A 19,596-nucleotide genomic window follows, 5' to 3' on the forward strand; every position below is an offset into this window, starting at 1 on the left:
CTCGAAGAAACGTCACGACGAGCGGCGACCCTGACCCCGAAAGCCCTCTTGAAGGTTCTCCAGTCGGGAGGTGGCGAGCCATGCGGTGGCGGACGCGAGCGCGGCGGCGGGCACAGCGTCCGTCCCCGCGGTGCCAACGAGCAGCGCGCCAAAGATGAGCGGCGAGAAGAGCAGCTTCGTCTGCGCGGCCATCCCGGCGGCGGCGCCGACCGCGATGGCGAGCGTCGGCGACGTGTCGAACCAGACGACCGCCAGGGCGGCGAGCGCGACGCCGAGGAAGACCGCCGGGAAGATCGGGCCGCCGCGAAAGCCGCAGCCGAGGCTGACCGCGTACGCGAGGAACTTCGTGACCAGGAGCACGACCACGAGCCGCGTCGAGTTCGTCTCCACCACGGTCGCGATCGAGGTCTGGCCGGAGAAGAGCACGTCCTGCGAGTCGGCACCGAGCGCGTCACCGGCCAGGGCGAGCGCGCCGACCGCCGCGCCGCCCAGGACGACGACCGGCCAGGCGTCGAGCCGTTCGATCCGGGTGGCGACCGCGCGGACGCCGGTGACGGTGAGTGCGGCGGCGAGCCCGATCGCGATGGCGACCAGCAGGTCGTAGAGGTGGACGCCGGTGTACTCGGGCAGGTTCGGCACCGCGAGGCCGGGTGCGTCGAGGCCTGGCCAGTCGCGGACTCCGACGAAGATCAGGTAGCCGATCGCCGCGGCGACCAGGCCGGGTAGGAGGGCGGGAAGCAGGGCCGCGCCGATCCCGACGCCGCCCTCCACGAGCAGCATGCCGGCGACGATCGGGCCGCCGAAGAGTGCGGATACCGCCGAGAACGAGCCGGCGTTGGAGAGCATCGCCGTGCCCTGGTCGCCGGCGGCGCGGTAGAGGCGGCTGACCGCCACGCCGACCGCCGAGCCGAGGGCGATGACCGGCGCTTCCGGGCCGAGCACGGCGCCGAAGCCCAGCGTGCCGAGCGCGGCAAGTGCGACGCCGGGCACGTACCGCGGCGGTGTCGGTGTGGTGCTCAGGCCGCCGAGCGGTGAGTGGCCGCCGTCGCCGGGCAGCAGCCGGCGGGCGGCGAGAACGATGAGCGCGCCGCAGGTGGGCAGGCCGAGCACCAGGTACCAGGGCGGCGAGTCGGGCCAGAGCCAGTGCTCCAGCTCGTGGATCAGCGTCAGGAAGAGCGCGGCCACCAACGCCGCCGGGATGCCGATGGCCGCGCCGAGCCCGACAAGCCGCAGGTACACCGCGCCGCTCGGCCGCCCGTCACCCACTCATGCCGCCTGCCCGGTCATGTCGTGCCCCCCGCTCGAGCGAGCCCCAAAACGTGAGACTAATTGCGTATATCAGGGCATGCTGGGAAAACCGGGAAGACGGGAGGGGTCTCATGGCCGTCTCCACAACGAGCCAGGTGACGCACCGGTGGGTCGCGCTCGCCGGGCTCTGCGGTGCCGCCGGTCTCGTGTGGCTCGCGTTCGCGGAACTGGCTGTCGCGCTACCGACCATCTCCACCGAGCTGACCATCGGGCTTACCGATCTACAGTGGACAAACAACGCCTTCAGCCTCGCCTGCGGCGCGCTCGTGCTCGCCGCGGGCCGCTTGAGCGACCTCTACGGGCGCCGCCGCCTGCTGCTGATCGGTGTCGCGATGTTCGGCGGCTTCTCGCTGCTGACCGCGTTTCTCTCCAGCCTGCCCGGGCTCGTCGCCGGCCGCGCGCTCATGGGGGTCGGTGCGGCGATGATCCTGCCGGCCACGCTGGCCCTGATCCCGCCGCTGTTTCCACGCGAGGAGCAGCCCAAGGCGTTCGGCGCGTGGATGGCCGTCGCCTGGGTGGGGCAGGCGGCCGGGCCGGCCGTCGGCGGGGCGCTCACCAGCGCACTTGGCTGGCGCTCGCTCTTCTGGATCGCCGCGCCGCTCGCCGCGGCCGCGTTCCTGGTAATCCTCCGGTACACGCCTGAGTCGCGGGACGTGGGCGCCTCCGGCGGCGTCGACGTGGTGGGCCTGGTGGCCAGCGCGGCGGCGGCGTTCTGCCTGCTGTACGCGTTCACGGAAGGGCAGTCGACCGGCTTCGACGACCCGCTGATCATCGGGCTGCTGGTCGTCGCCGCCGCCCTGGGCGTCGGGTTCGTGCTCGTCGAACGGCGGGTGCGCGAGCCGCTCGTCGACCTCCGGCTGTTTCGCGCCCGCGACTTCGACGGCGCGCTGACCGCCAACCTCGTCATGAACATCGTCTTCGCCGGCCTCAGCTTTCTGCTCGCGCTCTACCTACAGACCGTGCGCGGGTACAGCGCGCTGGAAGCCGGGCTCCTGCTCTTTCCCTCGACGCTCACGATCCTCGCGCTCAACCCGGTCGGCTCGCGGATGGCCGCGCGCCTCGGTCCACGCCTGCCGGTCGCGTGCGGCCTGGTGCTGCTCGGTGTGGGTACTCTGCTCGCCGGCCTGGTGAGCACCGACTCGCCGTACTGGCTGCTGCTGGTCGGCCTGCTCGTGCTCGGCGCCGGCCTGGGCCTGCTTTCGGTGCCTATCTCCGACACCGCCGTCGCCGGGCCGCCGCCCGAGCTCGCCGGCACCGCCTCCGGCCTGTTCAAGATGAGCAGCATGCTCGGCGGCGCGATCGGTGTGGCGCTCTGCGCGGCGCTGGCCAAGGGGATCGGGACGAGCCGGGCCCGCGACGACGCCATCGCCGCCGGTCTCACCGAAGACGACCTCGCGAAGCTCGACAACGCGTTGAACGGGTCGGACGCCGCGGCCACGGTGCTCGAAAGGCTGCCGCCGGACGAGCGGCAGGCGGTCATGGCGGCATATCAGGACGCGTACGCCACGGGCGTCGCCGGCTCGGTGCGGATCGTGGGACTGTTTGCCCTGTTAGCGGTTGTTCTGCTGCTTTGGCTCTGGCCTAGGCGCACGACTCTTGCGGCAGACCGCTAGGAAGTTGCAGAGATCCATCTAGATATTGCGCTGTTGTGTCGAGAGAGTTACGGTCCCGGGTAGCCCGGCACCCACTTTCATCGACCCCCACGAAAGTGAGCAGCGCATGCGTCCCCGGACTTCCACCCTCGCCGGCGCGGTCGCGAGCGGCGTGCTCGTCGCCGCCGCCGCGAGCGCCATCCTCGCCGGCCCCGCCTCCGCCGCCGGTGGTGCCGGCGCCCCCTTGCCCTATGTGCACGTCGAGGCCGAGGCCTCGGCGACCAACGGCACCGTGATCGGCCCCGGCTACACCTACAACACGCTCGAGGCCGAGGCGTCCGGCCGCCGTGCGGTAACGCTCGACGCCACCGGCGAGTACGTCGAGTTCACCGTCCCGTCGACGGCAAACTCGATGGTGGTCCGCCTCAGCATCCCGGACACCGCGACCGGCTCGGTCTACACCGCGCCGCTCTCGCTCTACATCGATGGCGCGCGCCAGGCCGACATCACGACGACGAACAAGTACAGCCACCTCTACGGCGGCTACCAGTTCTCGAACACGCCGCAGGGCAACCACCACTGGTTCTACGACGAGTACCAGCGACTGCTGCCGCAGATGAACCCTGGCGCCAAGGTGCGCATCCAGAAGGATTCGAACAGCTCGGCGTCCTCGTACACAGTGGACTTCATGGAGTTCGAGCAGGTGGCGGGCGCGCTCCCGCAGCCGGCCGGCTCGGTCTCGGTGACGAGCCACGGCGCCGACCCGAGCGGCGCGGTCAACTCCACCGCCGCCTTCAACGCGGCGATCTCGGCCGCCGGTCCGGGCGGCACCGTGTGGATCCCGGCGGGCCGCTTCCTCGTCACCGGCCACCTGGTGCTCAACAACATCAACATCCGGGGCGCCGGCATGTGGCACTCCATCGTGGGCGGCGAGGGCATCGGCTTCTACGGCCGCTGGATCGACCAGGGCGGCAGCTCGAACGTCAACATGTCGCACTTCCAGATCCGCGGCGAGGTCATCGAGCGGTGTGACGCCTGCCAGGTCAACGGCATCGGCGGGGCGATCTCCAACTCGAACATCAACAACATCTGGATCGAACACACCAAGGTCGGCATGTGGATGGACGGTCCGATGACCAACCTGACGTTCGACCGCATGCGGGTCCGCGACCAGACCGCCGACGGCATGAACTTCCACAAGGGAGTGACCAACTCCGTCGTCTCCAACAGCCACTTCCGCAACACCGGTGACGACGCGATGGCGATGTGGTCCGACCAGGTGGAAAACTCCGGCAACACGTTCCACCACAACACCGTCGAGCAGACCCAGTGGGCGAACGGCATGGTGATCTACGGCGGCCGCAACAACAGCATGACCGACAACGTGGTGATCGACTCCGGCATTTCGCAGGGCGGCGGCATGCACGTGGCCAACCGCTTCGCCTCGACGCCGCTCGCCGGCACCACCAACGTGCTGCGCAACACGATCATCCGGTCCGGCAGCCTCGACCCCAACTGGCAGTTCGGCGTCGGCGCGCTCTGGTTCGACGCCCGCGACCAGGCGATGACCGGCGCGGTGGTGGTCGACGACCTGGTCATCCGCAACGCGCCGTACGAGGCGATCCACTTCGTCTCGGGGTCCAGCATCACCAACGTGAGCATCCGCAACGCGACGATCGACGGCGTCGGCACGTTCGTGCTCCAGGCGCAGGTGGGTGGTTCGGTGTCGTTCGCCAACGTGCAGGCGACCCGGATCGGCCAGGCCAACGCGCCGATCTACAACTGCCTCGGCGGCGGCTTCCAGATCGTCAACGCGGGTGGCAACGGCTCGTGGATCAACGGACCCACGTACGCCCAGTGTGGACAGTGGCCGCAGCCGGTCTTCTGGCCGGACTCGTCGGGCCTCACGGTCGCGCCGAGCGCGCTCGACTTCGGCTCCCAGGCCACCGGCACGACCAGCGCCGCGCGGGCCGTCTCGGTCAGCAACAACGGCTCGGCCGCGGTGTCGCTCAGCGGTGTGTCGGTGACCGGCGACTTCGCGCAGACCAACAACTGCGGCGCGTCGCTCGCGGCGGGCGCGTCGTGCGCGGTAAGCGTGACCTTCCGGCCGACCGCCGCGGGCAACCGCACCGGCACGCTCACCGTCGCCAACGCGGCCGCACCCGCCACCGCCAGCCTCTCCGGCGTGGGCGTGGCACCGGGCCCGGTCCTGAACGCCAACCCCGGCTCGCTCTCGTTCGGCGCGGCGGCGGTCGGCTCGACCACGGCCGCGCAGAGCGTGACGGTCACCAACAGCGGCACCTCCAGCGCGACCGTCTCCGGCGTCTCCGCCTCGGGCGATTTCGCACAGACCAACAACTGCGGCACGCTCGCGGCGGGTGCCTCCTGCACGGTCAACGTGACGTTCCGGCCCACCGCCGAGGGCAGCCGCACCGGCTCGGTCACGGTGACAAGCAATGCCAACAACAGCCCCGCCACGGTCGCCCTTTCCGGCAGCGGTATCGGCTCCAACACCAACATCGCCGCCGGCAAGCCCGCGTCCGCGAGCAGCCAGGCGAACCCGTCACTGGCACCCGGCAACGTGACGGACGGAAACGCCGCCACCTACTGGGAAAGTGTCAACGGCTCCTTCCCGCAGTGGGTGCAGGTGGACCTCGGCGCGGCCACCGGCGTCGGCCGGATCGCGCTGAAACTCCCGCCGGACGCGGCCTGGGCCACCCGTACGCAGACGCTCTCGGTGCAGACGAGCACAAACGGCTCGTCGTTCACCACGGTCGTCCCGTCCGCGGGGCACACGCTCAACCCGGCGACCGGCAACACGGTGAGCATCGGGCTCCCGGCGGGCACGAGCGCCCGGTACGTCCGCGTGAACATCACCGGCAACACCGGCTGGCCGGCGGGCCAGGCTTCCGAGTTCGAGGTGTACCCGGGCGCCGGCAACCCAGGCGGGGCAACGCTGTCGGCCGGCGCGTCGTCGCTGACCTTCGGGTCGGTGCCGGTCGGCGGTGCGAGCACCGCCCAAGCGGTGACCGTGTCCAACACGGGCAGCGCGGCGGCCACGGTCACCGGCGTCTCGGTGACCGGCGACTTCACACAGACCAACAACTGCGGCACCGCACTTGCCGCAGGCGCCTCCTGCACGCTCGACGTGACCTTCCGGCCAGCCGCCACGGGCAACCGCACGGGCACGCTCACGGTCAACAGCAGCGCCACCAACAGCCCCACGACGGTGGCGCTCTCCGGCACGGGTGGCGGCACCACGAGCGCCAACCTGGCGGCGGGCCGGCCGGCCACCGCATCCAGCCAGCAGCAGAGCTACGCACCGTCCAATGTGACCGACGCCGACCAGAACACCTACTGGGAGAGCGCCAACAACGCCTTCCCCCAGTGGGTGCAGGTCGACCTCGGCTCGGCACAGAGCGCCAGCCGCGTGGTGCTCCAACTGCCCGCGTCGTGGGGCGCCCGCAACCAGACGCTCTCCATCCAGGGCAGCACCAACGGCAGCACCTGGACGACGGTGGCCGCGTCAGCCACGTACAACTTCGCCCCGACGGTGACGATCACCTTCCCAGCGACAACCCAGCGATACTTCCGCCTGAACATCACCGCCAACACCGGCTGGCCCGCCGGCCAGCTCTCGACCTTCCAGATCTGGAACACCTGACGCGTCATGGTGGGCGGGGTCGTGCGACGCGCCGCGACACCAGGTCCCTGGTCAACGGCGTGGGTAGGGTGGTCCGGTGGGTTGGGACGCGAGTGAGCCGGGCGTCGTGGAGCTGCCGTCCGGGCGCACCGTGCGGGGGCGCGGGCTGCGGCGGCCCATGCCGGCCGGGCCGCCGCCGACCTTCGGGGTCTACCTGCTGGGGCGTCCGCCGCCGGCCGTCGGCTGGGCGAGCCGGTGGATCCGGTGGCCGGACTTCTGGCTGCCCAGCGACCGCCGCCAGGCCCGTGACACGCTGCGTGAGGCATGGGAGCGGGCGGCCGGCGAGCGTGTCGAAATCGCCTGCGGCGGCGGTCGCGGGCGTACGGGCACCGCTCTCGCCTGCCTCGCCGTGCTCGACGGCGTGCCGCCGGACGAGGCGGTGGCGTGGATCCGTGCGAGGTACGACAAGCACGCCGTCGAGACACCATGGCAGAAGCGCTTCGTACGAGGAGGCTGACGGATGCGGGTGACACTTTCCCCAGACGGCCCCGGTGACCTGTCGGCACTCGCCGACGCGCTGGCTGCCGCCGATCCACCGATAGCTGCCGAGCCGGCCGCCGACGGCGCCTACACCATCCATATCGGACTGTCCGGTGTGGCGCCGCTCTTCAACGCCGTGACCAGCTTCGTGGTCCGCCAGACCGCCGACACCGCCGTGCTGATCCGCAGCGACACCGGAGCCGAGGCCCGCGTCGACCGCCGGGTGGCCACCGACCCGTTCGAGGTGCTGATGGCCGTCAGCCTCTTCAACCCACCAGTCGGCCTGGGCTGACGCAACACCGCCCGCTCGCGTTAGCGCCAGTACTCCCAATAGCCGGGGTCAGGCGCGGAGGCCGGTGCAGACAACCGTGATTATGCGGTCTAGCGCGGCCTTGTCTGTGCTGCCACCCGGGTGGGCCTGGCAGCCGACCATGAGTGCCTTGACGTCGGCAAACTCCACATCGGACCGGATCGTGCCGGCGGCCTGCGCCATCGCGAGCAGTGTGCGGAGGCGGCCCGAGACGTCGTGGCCGGCCTCGACGCCGGCCGCGTCCAGGTCGTAGCCGGCGCCGGCGAGCGCCTCGGCCAGTCCGCGGTTGGCGGCGCCCTCGTGGACCAGCGTGGCGAAGAACCGGAAGAACGCCTCGCCCGGCTCCTCGCTCGTGGCGAGCGCGTCCGCCTCGGCGGTGAGCCGTTCCATCCGTTCCAGCAGGATCGCCGCGTACAGCGACTCCTTTGTGGGGAAATGGCGGCTGACCGTGCCGGTGCCTACGCCCGCCCGGCGGGCGATCTCGTGGATCGGCACCGCCAGACCTTCGGCGGCGAAGACCTCGGCGGCGACCGCCAGCACCCGGGCCCTGTTGCGCCGGGCGTCGGCACGGAGCTCTCTCGCCAACGCGCACTCCTCCATTGCTAAGCGGGACGACCGTCCCGTATAGTCGAAGAAGCGGGACGTACGTCCCGGATTCTATCTCAGGAGGTGTGCGATGGCACGGCGATGGACCGAGGCGGAAGTGTCGGATCAAAGCGGCCGCGTCGCGGTCGTCACAGGCGGTAACACCGGTCTGGGGTTCGTGACGGCCCGGGTGCTCGCCGCGCGTGGGGCGACCGTGGTGCTGGCGTGCCGCAGCGACGAGCGGGCGGCCGGCGCGGCGGAGCGCATCCGGGCCGCCGCCCCGGGCGCGACCGTCGAGACGCTCCGGCTCGACCTGGCCTCGCTGGAGTCGGTGCGGCGTGCCGCCGCCGAGCTGCGCGCCACCCATCCGCGGATCGACCTGCTCGTCAACAACGCCGGTGGCCTGTGGCCGCGCCGGGAGACCACAGTGGACGGCTTCGAGCGGACGCTCGCCACCAACCACCTCGGCCCGTTCGCGTTCACCGGGCTGGTGCTCGACCGGCTGCTCGCGGTCCCCGGCTCGCGCGTCGTGACGGTGAGCAGCATCGGCCACCGGTTCGGCGCCGGCACGTTCAACTTCGACGATCCGCACTTCGCGCGCGGCTGGGTGTACACCGCCCGCGACCGCGCCGCCTACTTCCAGTCGAAGCTCGCCAACCTGCTCTTCACGTACGAGTTGCAACGGCGGCTCGCGGCCGCCGGCGCGCCCACCATCGCCGTGGCCGCGCATCCGGGCAACGCGCGTACGGAGTTCACCCGCGAGCTCGATCCGGTCTCCCGTGCGGTGGCCGGGCGGTGGTTTCGGCCGCTCACGTGGTGGCTGCTTCAGGATCCACGGGTCGGCGCGCTGGCCACGCTGCGGGCCGCCGTCGACCCGGAGGCGCGCGGCGGCGACTTCTTCGGGCCGCCCGGCCGGCTCCAGTTCACCGGACATCCGGTCAAGATCAGGTCCTCACCGCAGTCGTACGAGGTCGCGGCGCAGCGCCGGCTCTGGGAACTCTCCGAAAGATCGACCGGCGTGACGATCGATGTGGGCGAACTGTTGACGAACCAGTGACACATCTGAAACCTTAGACCCCTGGCCCGCAAGAAATCGATGCTTGCGTGCAAGAAGCTAGCAGAAGTGCGCGTTAAACCACACCGCCATGCCGCACGGCTGTCCCGGACCAGCGGCGCTCCACCTCGTCGTTCACCAGCGCAAGGGGACACCATGAGACGGAAACAGCTCAGCTGGCGGCTGATCAGCGGCGTTCTCGCCGCAGGTCTGGTCTACGCCGGGCTCGCGCCCACGCCCGCGATGGCGGCCGGCGGGCCCAACCTGGCCGCCGGGCGCACCGCGTCGGCCAGCGGGTCCAACGGGCAGTACACCGCGGGCAACGTCAACGACGGCAACCCGGCCACCTACTGGGAGAGCCCCGGCAACACGTTTCCCCAGTGGGTACAGATCGACCTCGGCAGCAGCGTGAGCATCGACCAGGTCGTGCTCAAGCTGCCGAGCGGCTGGGAGACCCGCACACAGACACTCAGCGTCCAGGGCAGCACCAACGGCACCAACTTCAGCACCCTCTCCGCGTCGGCGGGACGGATGTTCAACCCGGCGAGCGGCAACGCGGTCACGATCAACTTCACCACGGCGAGCGCCCGGTACGTGCGGGCGAACATCACGGCCAACACCGGCTGGCCGGCCGCGCAGGTCTCCGAGATGGAGATCTACGGCGCCGGGGGCGGCGGCGGAAACCTCGCCACCGGCAAGGTGATGACGGCGAGCAGTGCGCAGGGCGGCTTCGGCGCCAACCTGACCAACGACGGCAACCCGGGCAGCTACTGGGAAAGCACCAACAACGCGTTCCCGCAATGGCTCCAGGTGGACCTCGGCACGGCCGCGAGCGTCAGCCGCGTCGTGCTGAAGCTGCCGACCGGCTGGGGCGCCCGCACCCAGACGCTGGCGGTGCAGGGCGGCACCGAGGCCGGCACCTCCAGCACACTCTCCGCCTCGGCGGGCCGGGCGTTCGACCCGGCCTCGGCCAACACCGTCACGATCGACTTCGCGGCCACGACGGTCCGGTACGTGCGGGTGCACATCACCGCCAACACCGGCTGGCCGGCGGGGCAGATCGCCGAGTTCGAGGTTTACGGGACGACCACCGGCGGCGACACCCAGGCGCCGACCGCGCCGGGCGGCCTCGCCTTCACCCAGCCGGCCGCCGGCCAGATCAGGCTGACCTGGAACGCTTCCACCGACAACGTCGGCGTCACCGGTTACACGATCTTCGCGAACGGTGCCGAGCGGGCGAGCGTGGCGGGCAACGTCCTGACGTACACGGACACCCAGCCGGCGAGCGCGACGGTGGAGTACTTCGTGCGCGCCCGCGACGCGGCCACCAACGAGTCGGCGGACAGCAACCACGTCACCAGGGTCGGTGAGAACCCGCCGGGCGGCACCAACCTTGCCGCGGGCAAGCCGATCGACGCGTCCTCGTTCGTGCACACTTTCGTCGCGACCAACGCCAACGACGGCAACCTCGCGACCTACTGGGAGTCCAACGGCCAGCCGGGGACGCTGACCGTCAAGCTCGGCGCGAACGCGGATGTCACGTCGGTGACCGTCAAGCTCAACCCCGACCCGGCGTGGGGTCCGCGCACACAGACCTTCGAGATCCTCGGCCGGGACCAGGGCGCGACCGGGTACACGTCGCTGAAGGCGAGCGGGACGTACAGCTTCAGCTCGTCGACGAACCAGAACTCGGTGACCGTCCCGGTGACCGGCCGCACCGCCGACGTGCAGCTGCGCTTTACCGCCAACAGCGGCGCGCCCGGTGGGCAGGTCGCCGAGGTACAGGTCGTCGGCACCATGGCGCCCAACCCCGACCTCGTCGTGAGCGCGGGCAGTTGGAGTCCGGCATCGCCGAACGAGGCGAGCGCGATCACCCTCTCGGCCACGGTGCGCAACGACGGCTCGGCGGCCTCCGGCGCGACCTCGGTCAACTTCAACCTCGGTGGCGCGCTGGCCGGCAGCACCCCGGTGGCCGGCCTCGCCGCCGGCGCCTCGGCGACCGTCACGTTCAACGCCGGGACGCGGCCGATGGGCAGCTACAGCTACACCGCGACGGTCGACCCGGCCAACCAGGTCGTCGAGCAGAGCAACGACAACAACAGCTTCACCGCGCCCTCGCCGCTGGTGGTGGCGCAGGCGCCCGGCCCTGACCTCCAGGTCACCGGTATCACCTCGAACCCGCCGAACCCGGCGGTGGGCGCCTCCGTCACGTTCACGGTGACGGTCAACAACCGCGGCACCGCCGCGAGCGGCGCCACCACGGTGACCCGCGTGGTGGCCGGCGGCACGACGCTCAACACGAACACCGCCTCGATCGCCGCCGGCGCGACCGTCAACGTGGCGATCAGCGGCAGCTGGACGGCGACGAGTGGCGGCGCCACCATCAGGGCCACCGCCGACGCGACGAACGCGGTCACCGAGACGAACGAAAACAACAACTCGCTCGCCCGGTCCATAGTGGTCGGTCGCGGTGCCGCTGTTCCGTACACCGAGTACGAGGCCGAGGCCGCCGACTACCAGGGCACGCTGCTGGTCGCCGACCCGCTGCGTACGTTCGGGCACACCAACTTCGCCACCGAGTCGTCGGGGCGGCAGTCGGTGCGGCTCAACAGCACGGGGCAGTTCGTCGAGTTCACCTCGACAAACCAGGCCAACTCGATCGTCGTGCGAAACTCCATCCCGGACTCGCCGGGCGGCGGTGGCATGGAAGCCACCATCAGCCTCTACATCAATGGCACGTTCGCCCAGAAGGTCACGCTGTCGTCGCGCAACAGCTGGCTGTACGGCACGACGGACGACACCGAGGGGCTCTCGAACTCGCCGCAGGCCAACGCCCGCCGGCTCTTCGACGAGTCAAACCTGTTGCTCGGCCAGAGTTATCCGCCGGGCACGAAGTTCAAGCTACAGCGGGACGCCAACGACAGCGCGCAGTTCTACATCATCGACCTGATCGACCTGGAGCAGGTGGCGCCGGCGCTGAGCCAGCCGGCCGGCTGCACCTCGATCACGCAGTACGGCGCGGTGGCCAACGACAACGTCGACGACAGCGCGGCCATCCAGCGGGCCGTCACCGACGACGAAAACGGCGTGATCAGCTGCGTCTGGATCCCGGCCGGCCAATGGCGCCAGGAGCAGAAGATCCTGTCGCCGGACCCGACCCGGGGCCAGTACAACCAGAAGGGCATCCGCAACGCGGTCATCCGTGGCGCGGGCATGTGGCACACGCGGCTCTACACGAACACCGAGCCGCAGAACGTCGTCGGCAACATCAACCACCCGCACGAGGGCAACGTCGGTTTCGACATCGACGACAACACCCAGATCTCGGACCTGGCCATCTTCGGTATGACCACCAACCGGGCCAACCGGGGGCACGGGATCAACGGCCGGCTCGGCAAGAACACGCGGATCAGCAACGTCTGGATCGAACACGTCAACGTCGGCGCCTGGGTCGGCCGCGACTACTCGGACACCCCGGCGTACTGGAACCCGGGCGACGGCCTCGATTTCAGCGGCATGCGGATCCGCAACACATACGCGGACGGCATCAACTTCGCCAACAGCACGCGAAACTCGCGCGTCTTCAACTCGTCGTTCCGTACCACGGGTGACGATTCGCTGGCGGTCTGGTCGAGCACCTTCGTCCGTGACCAGGCGACGGACATCGGGCACGACAACCACTTCACCAACAACACCATCCAGTTGCCGTGGCGGGCGAACGGTATCGCCATCTACGGCGGCTACGGAAACACCGCCGAAAACAACCTGATCTACGACACGATGAACTACCCGGGCATCATGCTGGCGACCGACCACAGCCCGCAGCCATTTTCCGGAACCACGCTGCTCGCCAACAACGGGCTCTACCGCTGTGGCGGCGTCTTCTGGGGTGAGCAGCAGAAGTTTGGCGCCATCACGATATTCGCCCCGGGCCGGGACATCCCCGGCGTCGTCATCCGCGACTCCGAAATCATGGATTCCACGTACGACGGCATCCAGTTCAAGGGCGGCGGTGGCAACATACCGGGCGTGGTGATCACCAACGTGCGGATCGACAAGTCCAACAACGGCGCCGGCATCCTGGCACAAGGCAGCGCACGCGGCAGCGCGACGCTGACCAACGTCACCATCACCAACTCGGCGACCGGACACATCGTCGTCGAGCCGGGTTCGCAGTTCCAGATAACCGGCGGCTAGCCCGTCACGGAGGGTGGCCTGGCCGATGTGGGCGGGCCACCCTTCTTCTTGTCCGGGTGTTTCGGCGACTCCGTCGGCGTCGGCGGGAGCAGCGGTGCGCAAAATCCGGGAATCCGTGGCTCTCCGCCGGCCAACCGAGCAAGCTCGGCCAGGTCCTTGGGCTTCATCGGCTTGCCCTTCACACGCCGGTCGTCCCACTGGCGGCAGAGCCTGGCCGCGGTCTTGTCGGCAGGGCCGGCCGTCGGGCCGCTGGCAGTGGGGCTGGGCGTGGGGGCCGGTCCGCTCGTGGCACCACCACCCGGGCTCGTCCGCGCGGCGGAAGACGGCACCTCGCGCGGCGCGAGGCTCTCCTTCGCGGGCGGGCCGGTGCCGGGCAGGTAGCCGGTCTCGGCGGCCACCGCGACGCCGCCGACGAGCAGCACCGACACGGCCGCCGCGGCGGCGAGCGGCCGGAGCACGTGCCGCCGGCGGGGCGCCGGTGCCGGGCGCTCGACCCGGCCGGCCTCCTCGAACGCGGCGAGGGCCGAGTCGAGCCCGGTCAGCTCCTCCGGCCGGGGCGGGGCGGCGGCCGCGGCCAGCAGGCGGCCCAGCTCCGGGTGCTCGGTGTCCGGCCGGCCGGCGAGCAGCCGCTCGGCCTCGTCCGGCTTGATCCGGCGCCGCCATGGCCGACGAATCACGGCGTCACACCCCCTCGGTCCGCGGCGAATGGAGGTCGAGCGGCGGCCTCGACGCGGCGCGGCGGGCCTGCACCTCGGCGTGCTCGGCGAGCCGGCGCAGGCCCCGCATCGACGCGATCCGTACCGCTCCCGGCCGCTTGCCCAGCACCTGGGCGGTCTGCGCCACGTCGAGCCCGGCCACGACCCGGAGCGTCACGGCCTCGGCCTGCTCCTTGGGCAACGTGGCGATCACACTCAGTGCCCAGTCGGTCTCGGAGTGCTGGATCACCTCGGTGGCCGCATCCGGATAAGTCGCCGGCAGCTCACGCTCCGTCAGGTCGCGAGGCTCCTCCGGGCGCCGCCGGACCCGCCGCCGCTCGTCGATCGCGCGGTTACGGGCGATCGTGAAGAGCCAGACGCGAAACCCGGCCGCCGTGCCCGTGAACCCGCGCAGAGCCCGCGCGGTCTGAAGCCACGTCTCGGAGGCCACGTCTTCGGCCGCGTCGCCTACGATCACCCGCAGATAGCGCAGCAGCGCCGGCTGCTGCGCTCGCCACAGGCAGGCGAAGGCCGCGGAGTCTCCCCGCACCGCACCGGCGAGGGCGCTCTCGAGTTCCTCGTCGTCCAAAGCCCCGATCCCTGTCGCGCTGGTCCGGCCAGCAGGTTACACCCGCTCGCCGTGATCGTGACCAGGGTCGCGGGCCGCACGGTTGAGCCGGGTACACGCAAGGTCATCAGCGCCCTGTTACCGATATCGGGCCGCGAACCGGAAATGTGTACGGACGTCTTCACTCGTTACCCCTTCCTCCGCCGCCTCGGCCCGATCGACCGGTCGCGCCACCTGTACCGGGTCTGTTGGCATCGTCTTTCGGAAGCGCCTGGTGGGCACGTGGGAGGAATCCGCAATGGGGGCACATTGGCCGGGGCGGCTATCGGCCGCGGTCGGAGCGGTGGCGCCCGCCCGGCTGGCACGACGGCCGGCACCAACCCCGGCAGCGTGCCCACCATGGCGTTCGCCTCAGCTCCCGGCAGCTCGGCCGGCGGTGGTGGGACACCCCCCGATTCCCACCGCTTCCGGAACGGGTGCGCCGGGCACGCCCGCCCGGCCCGCTGCGCCGGTCTCCGGTATGGCTGGCGTGGGCTCGGCAGCGGGCGAGGTCGCTCTTCTCGTGGCTCGCTGGCGCTGGAGGCCCCCTCCTCCTCCGCCGGCTCCTCCTCCCGAGAAAAGCGACCAGGGCGCCGGTGGCAGGCCGACCGCATGCCGGCCACCGGCGCCCGTCCGCCGAAACGTCGATGAGTTTTGTCGGTCCCGTCCGTCATAGTCCCCAGAGGGTCGACACCAAGGGGGCAGGACGATGAGCGACACCGGATCCCGATGGCTGCGCGGGCCGCTGCGCCCGTTTCGCTTGGGGCAGTACAGGCTGCTCGCCGGCTCCGTCACGATGTCGCTCTTCGCCGCCGGTGTCTGGCTGATCGCGCTGGTCTGGCAGGTCATCGCGCTCGGCGGCGGTCCCACCGAGCTTTCGCTGGTCTCCGCCGCCGCGGCCGGTGGCATGGTGGCCACCACGCTGCTCGGCGGCGTGCTGGCCGACCGGGTGCCGCAGCGCCGCATCCTGCTCGCGGTCGCCGGCGCGCGCACGGTCGCGATCGCGGTGGTCGCCGCGCTCGCGGTCGGTGATCTGCTTCACCTTTGGCACCTGATCGTGGTGGCCGGCGTGATCGGCCTCGGCAACGGGTTCACCTACCCCGCTTACTCGGCGCTGCTCCCGTCGATCCTGCCGGCCGAAGACCTGATGGCGGCCAACGGCGTCGAGGGCATGCTGCGGCCGACCATCATGCAGGCCGGTGGCCCGGCCGTGGCCAGCGCGCTGATCGCGGCCTCCTCACCTGGCGCGGCGATCGTCATGGTGGCGGTGCTGGAGGCGATCGGCGTGGCGTTCCTGCTGCTCGTCCGCCCGGTGCCGCTGCGCCGCGACAGGTCCGCCGAGCCGGCCCACCCGGTCCGCGCCGCGCTCGTCGACCTCAAGGACGGCTTCGTCTACATGGCCCGCACCCCGTGGCTGCTGGCGACGCTGCTCTTCGCCTCGGCGCTGATCCTGCTGATCATGGGCCCGGTCGAGGTGCTGATCCCGTTCGTCATCAAGGACCGCGCCGGCGGTGGCCCCGGCGACCACGCGATCGTCATGGCGGCGTTCGGCATCGGCGGTGCGATCGGGTCGCTCGGCATGGCGATGTTCAAGATGCCCCGCCGCTACCTCACGGTCATGAACCTCTTCTGGGGCGCCGGCTGCCTCCCGCTGGTGCTGATCGGCCTGATCGCCAACGTCTGGGTGATCGCCGCGGCCGTCTTCGTGGTCGGCATCTGCTTCTCCGCGCCGATGGTCATCTGGGGCACGCTGTTGCAGCGCCGGGTGCCGCCGCACATGCTCGGCCGGGTCTCCAGCCTCGACTTCTTCGTCTCGTTGGTCTTCATGCCGGTGTCGATGGCGCTAGCCGGCCCGGTCAGCAGCGGCATCGGGCTGGGCGTCACGTTCGCGGTCGCCGGCCTGCTGCCCACCGCCTTCGCCGTGGCAGCGATCGTGCTGGCCAGGATGCCGAAGGACGAGCTGGCCCATCCGCTCGACACCGCACCGGCCGACGAGGAGAGCGCCGACGCCGAGGATCCCAGGCAGCTCGTCGGCGCCGCCGCCTAGCCGGCGGCAGCGCGCACGATCAAGCTGGCGCACATGGGCTTCGCCACCAGCGAGGCCCACGTGCGCCAGCTTCAGATCTGCTGTTGTTACCTCGGCAGCCCAACTCAAGCCACCCGCCCGTGAAAGTGTCGGTCAGCGTCCAGGGTCGCCAGGTCATTTGCGGTGAGACGGAGTGCGCTGGCGGCGATGTTTTGCTCGAGGTGGTGCGGGTCGCCGGTGCCGGGGATGGCCAGCACGTGCGGGCCCTGGTACAGCGTCCACGCCAGGCGCACCTGGTGCGGGGTTACGCCGTGGGCGCTGGCGACGGCCCGCACGGCTTCGTCGTGGTCGGTGCCGGCGCCCTCCTCGCGCCGTGCGCCGGCGATCGCGAAGAACGGCACGAAGGCGATGCCGCGCTCGCCGCAGGTACGCAGGAGCGCGTCGTCCTTGCGGTTGTTGTCGAGGGCGTAGCTGTTTTGCACGCACGCCACCGGCGCGATGGCCGCAGCCTCGTCGACGTGGTCGAGGCGCACATTGGACAGTCCCAAGTGGCGGATCAGCCCGGCGTCGCGGAGCTGCGCGAGCGCGCCGAAGCGCTCCGCCACCGAGTCGCGGCCGGGTCGTTTCACGATCCGCAGGTTGACGAGGTCGAGGTGGTCGCGGCCGAGCCGGCGCAGGTTTTCCTCGACCTGCGCGCGCAGCTCGGCCGCCGAGGTCGCGTCGGTGTATGCGCCGGTCACCGGATCGACGCCGGGCCCGACCTTCGTCGCGATGAGCAGATCCTCCGGGTACGGCGAGAGGGCTTCGCGGATCAGTTCGGTGGCGTACCGCGTCGGGCCGCTGCCCACGCGAAGTATGCCGCCGGGCGAGAAGTAGAAGGCGGCCGTGTCGATGTGGTTTACGCCAAGCTCGACCGCCCGCCGGAGCACGCTGACGGCGAGCTCGCGATCCGGGTTGGCGGTGATGCGCATCGAGCCGAAGCCCATCCGGTGGACGGTGCGGCCGGCGAGTGTCCAGGTGCCGGCCGCTGCGGCGGTGATGGGCTGGGAGGGCATCCGCCGAAGGTACCTCGCCGGCGACTGGTGTCAGGGCCGCGGCCCGGCGGCCCTGACACCGCGCTGCCTCTGGGAGTCGGCGGCGGGGTGGGTGGTTCAGTCGGTGCGGCGGCCGTTGCCCGGTGATGCCAACGGCCGCACCGTGCTTTCACGTCCGTGGCTGAGCAGGTAGCCCTCCACGAACCCGGCGTTGTGGTCGGTGGTGCGCTCGTCGATTTCGGACAGCCGGGTGACGAGGAAGTCGGTCAGTGCATTCAGGCGATCCTGAGTGCGATTGTGGAATTCTGCCTGTACTGCGACGACGGTGGACACCGACGCGGTCGCGAGGGTGAAGAGGTTGACGATGGTCGGGACCTCGCCGCCGGTTAGCGCTTCGACGAGGATGTTGACAGTTAGGCACTGGGTGACCGCGACGGTCGCCGCCACGACCGCCGCACGTTTCAGGGTCATAGGCAGACCCTCCTTTGTCCCGCAGGGCTGCATCCGGTCTCCTCCCCGCCGCCGTTTACAACCCCGAGCACGAAGGAGGGACGATAACCCGAGAAGAGACCCGCGCCGTGGAGCCATTGATGTCAACAGATGGTTCTTTCGTCATATGGAAAAGCGGCGTGGTTGCGCTGGTAACGCACATAGACGTTAGTCAAACAATTTCGTGGCCGCCGGGTACACATAGGACCCGCAGACGCGCGCCTCGCCCGCGGGCAGCTGTGGGCACGTCGTCAATGGAGTCGTCCTTAAGTACGGTCGGCGGACCCGACCATGGGCCGTCCCAGACGCGGCCCATGTACCGATGAAAGTGATGCCCTGCGCTCGTCACCATCGATGCTATGAAGGCGATCGTCCAGGAGCGGTACGGCTCACCCGACGACCTCGCGCTGCGCGAGGTGGACAAACCGGCACCCGCCGACGGCGAGGTGCTCGTGCGCGTGCATGCGGCGGCGGTCAACGCGCGCGACTGGCACGTCATGCGCGGCGACCCCTATCTGGCCCGCCTGGCCATGCCCAAAGTCTTCGGCTTCAACGCACCGAAGCGGCGGATCCGGGGCAGCGACGTGGCCGGCCGGGTGGAGGCGGTCGGTAAAGGCGTGACCCGCTTCCGGCCGGGCGACGAGGTGTACGGCGACGTGTGCGACATGGACGGCGCCTTCGCGGAGTACGTGTGCGTGCCGGATGGCCAGGTGGAGCACAAGCCGGCCAACCTGACCTTCGAGCAGGCGGCGGCAGTGCCGATGGCCGGCTGCACAGCGCTGGTCGGGCTGCGCGACGTCGCCCGGGTCACGGCGGGGCAGCGGATCCTGATCAACGGCGCGTCCGGCGGCGTGGGGACGTTCGCCGTGCAGATCGCCAGGGCCTTCGGCGCGGAGGTGACCGCCGTGTGCAGCACGCGCAACGTCGAACTCGTTGAGTCGCTGGGTGCGGACCGCGTGATCGACTACACGAAGGAAGACTTCGCCCAGGACGGGCAGCGGTACCACATGGTCTTCGACCTTGTCGCCAACCGCACGCTGGCCGACCTCCGGCGGGTGCTCACCGCCGATGGTGTGCTCCTGCTTTCCGGCGGCGGTGTGTCGCGCAACGGCCGCCCGCACGTCACGGGACCGATGGGCCTACAGATCAAGGCGCAGGTCGCGGCCCGGTTCGCCCGCCACCGGCTGACTTCCCTGATGGGTATGGCGCCGCGCGCGGAACACCTCGCCACGCTGCGCGAGCTCATCGAGTCGGGCAAGGTCGTGCCGGCCATCGACCGGACGTTCACGCTCGCGGAGGTGCCGGAGGCCATCCGGTACCTGGAGGTGGAGCACGCGCGGGCGAAGGTGGTCATCACCGTCTGAGGCCGCCTTACGGTTTTCCCTCGCCGGCCCGTACGGAAATCAGCACCCGTACGGGCATGGCGCTGCGTCGATTCACGCGGTAGAAACAAGCGTCCCCTTATTCCACGACGTGAACGAAGTGGTCCTGGCGGGAGAGCGCTCTCACCCAGGGC

Annotated in this window: 14 protein-coding genes; 8 read left to right on the top strand and 6 right to left on the bottom strand. The window is 70.5% G+C overall.

What is annotated here, in order from left to right:
- Positions 1-12: 12 nt before the first annotated feature.
- Positions 13-1,266 carry a chloride channel protein gene (locus tag ACTMTJ_RS11980; protein WP_441216223.1) on the bottom strand — a complete coding sequence of 418 codons (1,254 nt, stop codon included), beginning with the start codon at positions 1,264-1,266 and terminating at the stop codon, positions 13-15.
- A gap of 113 nt (positions 1,267-1,379) precedes the next feature.
- Here ACTMTJ_RS11980 and ACTMTJ_RS11985 point away from each other — a divergent pair, with 113 nt between their 5' ends.
- From ACTMTJ_RS11985 to ACTMTJ_RS12000, 4 genes are all read left to right on the top strand, one after another.
- On the top strand, positions 1,380-2,921 hold the full coding sequence (locus ACTMTJ_RS11985) for an MFS transporter (protein ID WP_441216224.1): 1,542 nt from the start codon (positions 1,380-1,382) through the stop codon (positions 2,919-2,921).
- Between the two features lie 106 nt (positions 2,922-3,027).
- The gene (locus ACTMTJ_RS11990; protein WP_441216225.1) at positions 3,028-6,564 is read left to right on the top strand and encodes a choice-of-anchor D domain-containing protein; all 3,537 of its coding nucleotides are present in this window, start codon (positions 3,028-3,030) and stop codon (positions 6,562-6,564) included.
- Between the two features lie 76 nt (positions 6,565-6,640).
- A complete protein-coding gene (locus ACTMTJ_RS11995; protein WP_441216226.1) occupies positions 6,641-7,060 on the top strand; it encodes a protein-tyrosine phosphatase family protein in 420 nt (139 codons plus the stop codon).
- Positions 7,061-7,063: 3 nt separating this feature from the next.
- Positions 7,064-7,375: a hypothetical protein gene (locus ACTMTJ_RS12000; RefSeq protein ID WP_441216228.1), complete on the top strand. Its 312-nt coding sequence runs from the start codon at positions 7,064-7,066 to the stop codon at positions 7,373-7,375.
- 48 nt (positions 7,376-7,423) lie between these two features.
- Here ACTMTJ_RS12000 and ACTMTJ_RS12005 read toward each other — a convergent pair whose 3' ends face one another.
- Positions 7,424-7,978 (bottom strand): TetR/AcrR family transcriptional regulator, encoded by a 555-nt coding sequence (locus ACTMTJ_RS12005; protein WP_441216230.1) that lies wholly within the window; start codon positions 7,976-7,978, stop codon positions 7,424-7,426.
- A 91-nt stretch (positions 7,979-8,069) separates the two neighbouring features.
- Between ACTMTJ_RS12005 and ACTMTJ_RS12010 the strand changes: the two genes are divergently transcribed.
- Entirely contained in the window at positions 8,070-9,035 is a 966-nt protein-coding gene (locus ACTMTJ_RS12010; RefSeq protein WP_441216232.1) for an oxidoreductase, read from the top strand.
- Positions 9,036-9,188: 153 nt separating this feature from the next.
- On the top strand, positions 9,189-13,229 hold the full coding sequence (locus ACTMTJ_RS12015) for a galactose-binding domain-containing protein (protein ID WP_441216233.1): 4,041 nt from the start codon (positions 9,189-9,191) through the stop codon (positions 13,227-13,229).
- Here the strand turns inward: ACTMTJ_RS12015 and ACTMTJ_RS12020 are convergent.
- Positions 13,226-13,906: a hypothetical protein gene (locus ACTMTJ_RS12020; RefSeq protein ID WP_441216235.1), complete on the bottom strand. Its 681-nt coding sequence runs from the start codon at positions 13,904-13,906 to the stop codon at positions 13,226-13,228. The two genes, ACTMTJ_RS12015 and ACTMTJ_RS12020, sit on opposite strands and share 4 nt — an antisense overlap.
- A 4-nt stretch (positions 13,907-13,910) precedes the next feature.
- Positions 13,911-14,513, bottom strand: a complete 603-nt coding sequence (locus ACTMTJ_RS12025) for an RNA polymerase sigma factor (protein ID WP_441216237.1) — start codon at positions 14,511-14,513, stop codon at positions 13,911-13,913.
- 727 nt (positions 14,514-15,240) lie between these two features.
- Between ACTMTJ_RS12025 and ACTMTJ_RS12030 the strand changes: the two genes are divergently transcribed.
- Positions 15,241-16,578, top strand: coding sequence for an MFS transporter (locus tag ACTMTJ_RS12030; RefSeq protein ID WP_441216239.1), 1,338 nt, complete (start codon positions 15,241-15,243; stop codon positions 16,576-16,578).
- Positions 16,579-16,682: 104 nt separating this feature from the next.
- On the opposite strand, the gene ACTMTJ_RS12035 is transcribed toward ACTMTJ_RS12030, so the two are convergent.
- Both ACTMTJ_RS12035 and ACTMTJ_RS12040 read right to left on the bottom strand, forming a co-directional pair.
- Positions 16,683-17,612: an aldo/keto reductase gene (locus ACTMTJ_RS12035; RefSeq protein ID WP_441216240.1), complete on the bottom strand. Its 930-nt coding sequence runs from the start codon at positions 17,610-17,612 to the stop codon at positions 16,683-16,685.
- Between the two features lie 96 nt (positions 17,613-17,708).
- Positions 17,709-18,038: a hypothetical protein gene (locus tag ACTMTJ_RS12040; RefSeq protein WP_441216242.1), complete on the bottom strand. Its 330-nt coding sequence runs from the start codon at positions 18,036-18,038 to the stop codon at positions 17,709-17,711.
- 401 nt (positions 18,039-18,439) lie between these two features.
- On the opposite strand from ACTMTJ_RS12040, the gene ACTMTJ_RS12045 reads away from it, so the two are divergent.
- Positions 18,440-19,444, top strand: coding sequence for an NAD(P)-dependent alcohol dehydrogenase (locus ACTMTJ_RS12045; protein ID WP_441216244.1), 1,005 nt, complete (start codon positions 18,440-18,442; stop codon positions 19,442-19,444).
- The last annotated feature ends 152 nt before the right edge of the window (positions 19,445-19,596 follow it).

The sequence above is a fragment of the Phytohabitans sp. LJ34 genome, from assembly GCF_052068095.1.
In the GTDB taxonomy this organism is placed as follows: domain Bacteria; phylum Actinomycetota; class Actinomycetes; order Mycobacteriales; family Micromonosporaceae; genus Phytohabitans.

Bases quoted from the DNA above. Each gene is read 5' to 3' on its own strand.
- ACTMTJ_RS11985 (WP_441216224.1), top strand. From the start codon at position 1,380: ATGGCCGTCTCCACAACGAGCCAGGTGACGCACCGGTGGGTCGCGCTC.
- ACTMTJ_RS11990 (WP_441216225.1), top strand. From the start codon at position 3,028: ATGCGTCCCCGGACTTCCACCCTCGCCGGCGCGGTCGCGAGCGGCGTG.
- ACTMTJ_RS12000 (WP_441216228.1), top strand. From the start codon at position 7,064: ATGCGGGTGACACTTTCCCCAGACGGCCCCGGTGACCTGTCGGCACTC.
- ACTMTJ_RS12010 (WP_441216232.1), top strand. From the start codon at position 8,070: ATGGCACGGCGATGGACCGAGGCGGAAGTGTCGGATCAAAGCGGCCGC.
- ACTMTJ_RS12015 (WP_441216233.1), top strand. From the start codon at position 9,189: ATGAGACGGAAACAGCTCAGCTGGCGGCTGATCAGCGGCGTTCTCGCC.
- ACTMTJ_RS12030 (WP_441216239.1), top strand. From the start codon at position 15,241: ATGAGCGACACCGGATCCCGATGGCTGCGCGGGCCGCTGCGCCCGTTT.
- ACTMTJ_RS12035 (WP_441216240.1), bottom strand. From the start codon at position 17,612: ATGCCCTCCCAGCCCATCACCGCCGCAGCGGCCGGCACCTGGACACTC.
- ACTMTJ_RS12045 (WP_441216244.1), top strand. From the start codon at position 18,440: ATGAAGGCGATCGTCCAGGAGCGGTACGGCTCACCCGACGACCTCGCG.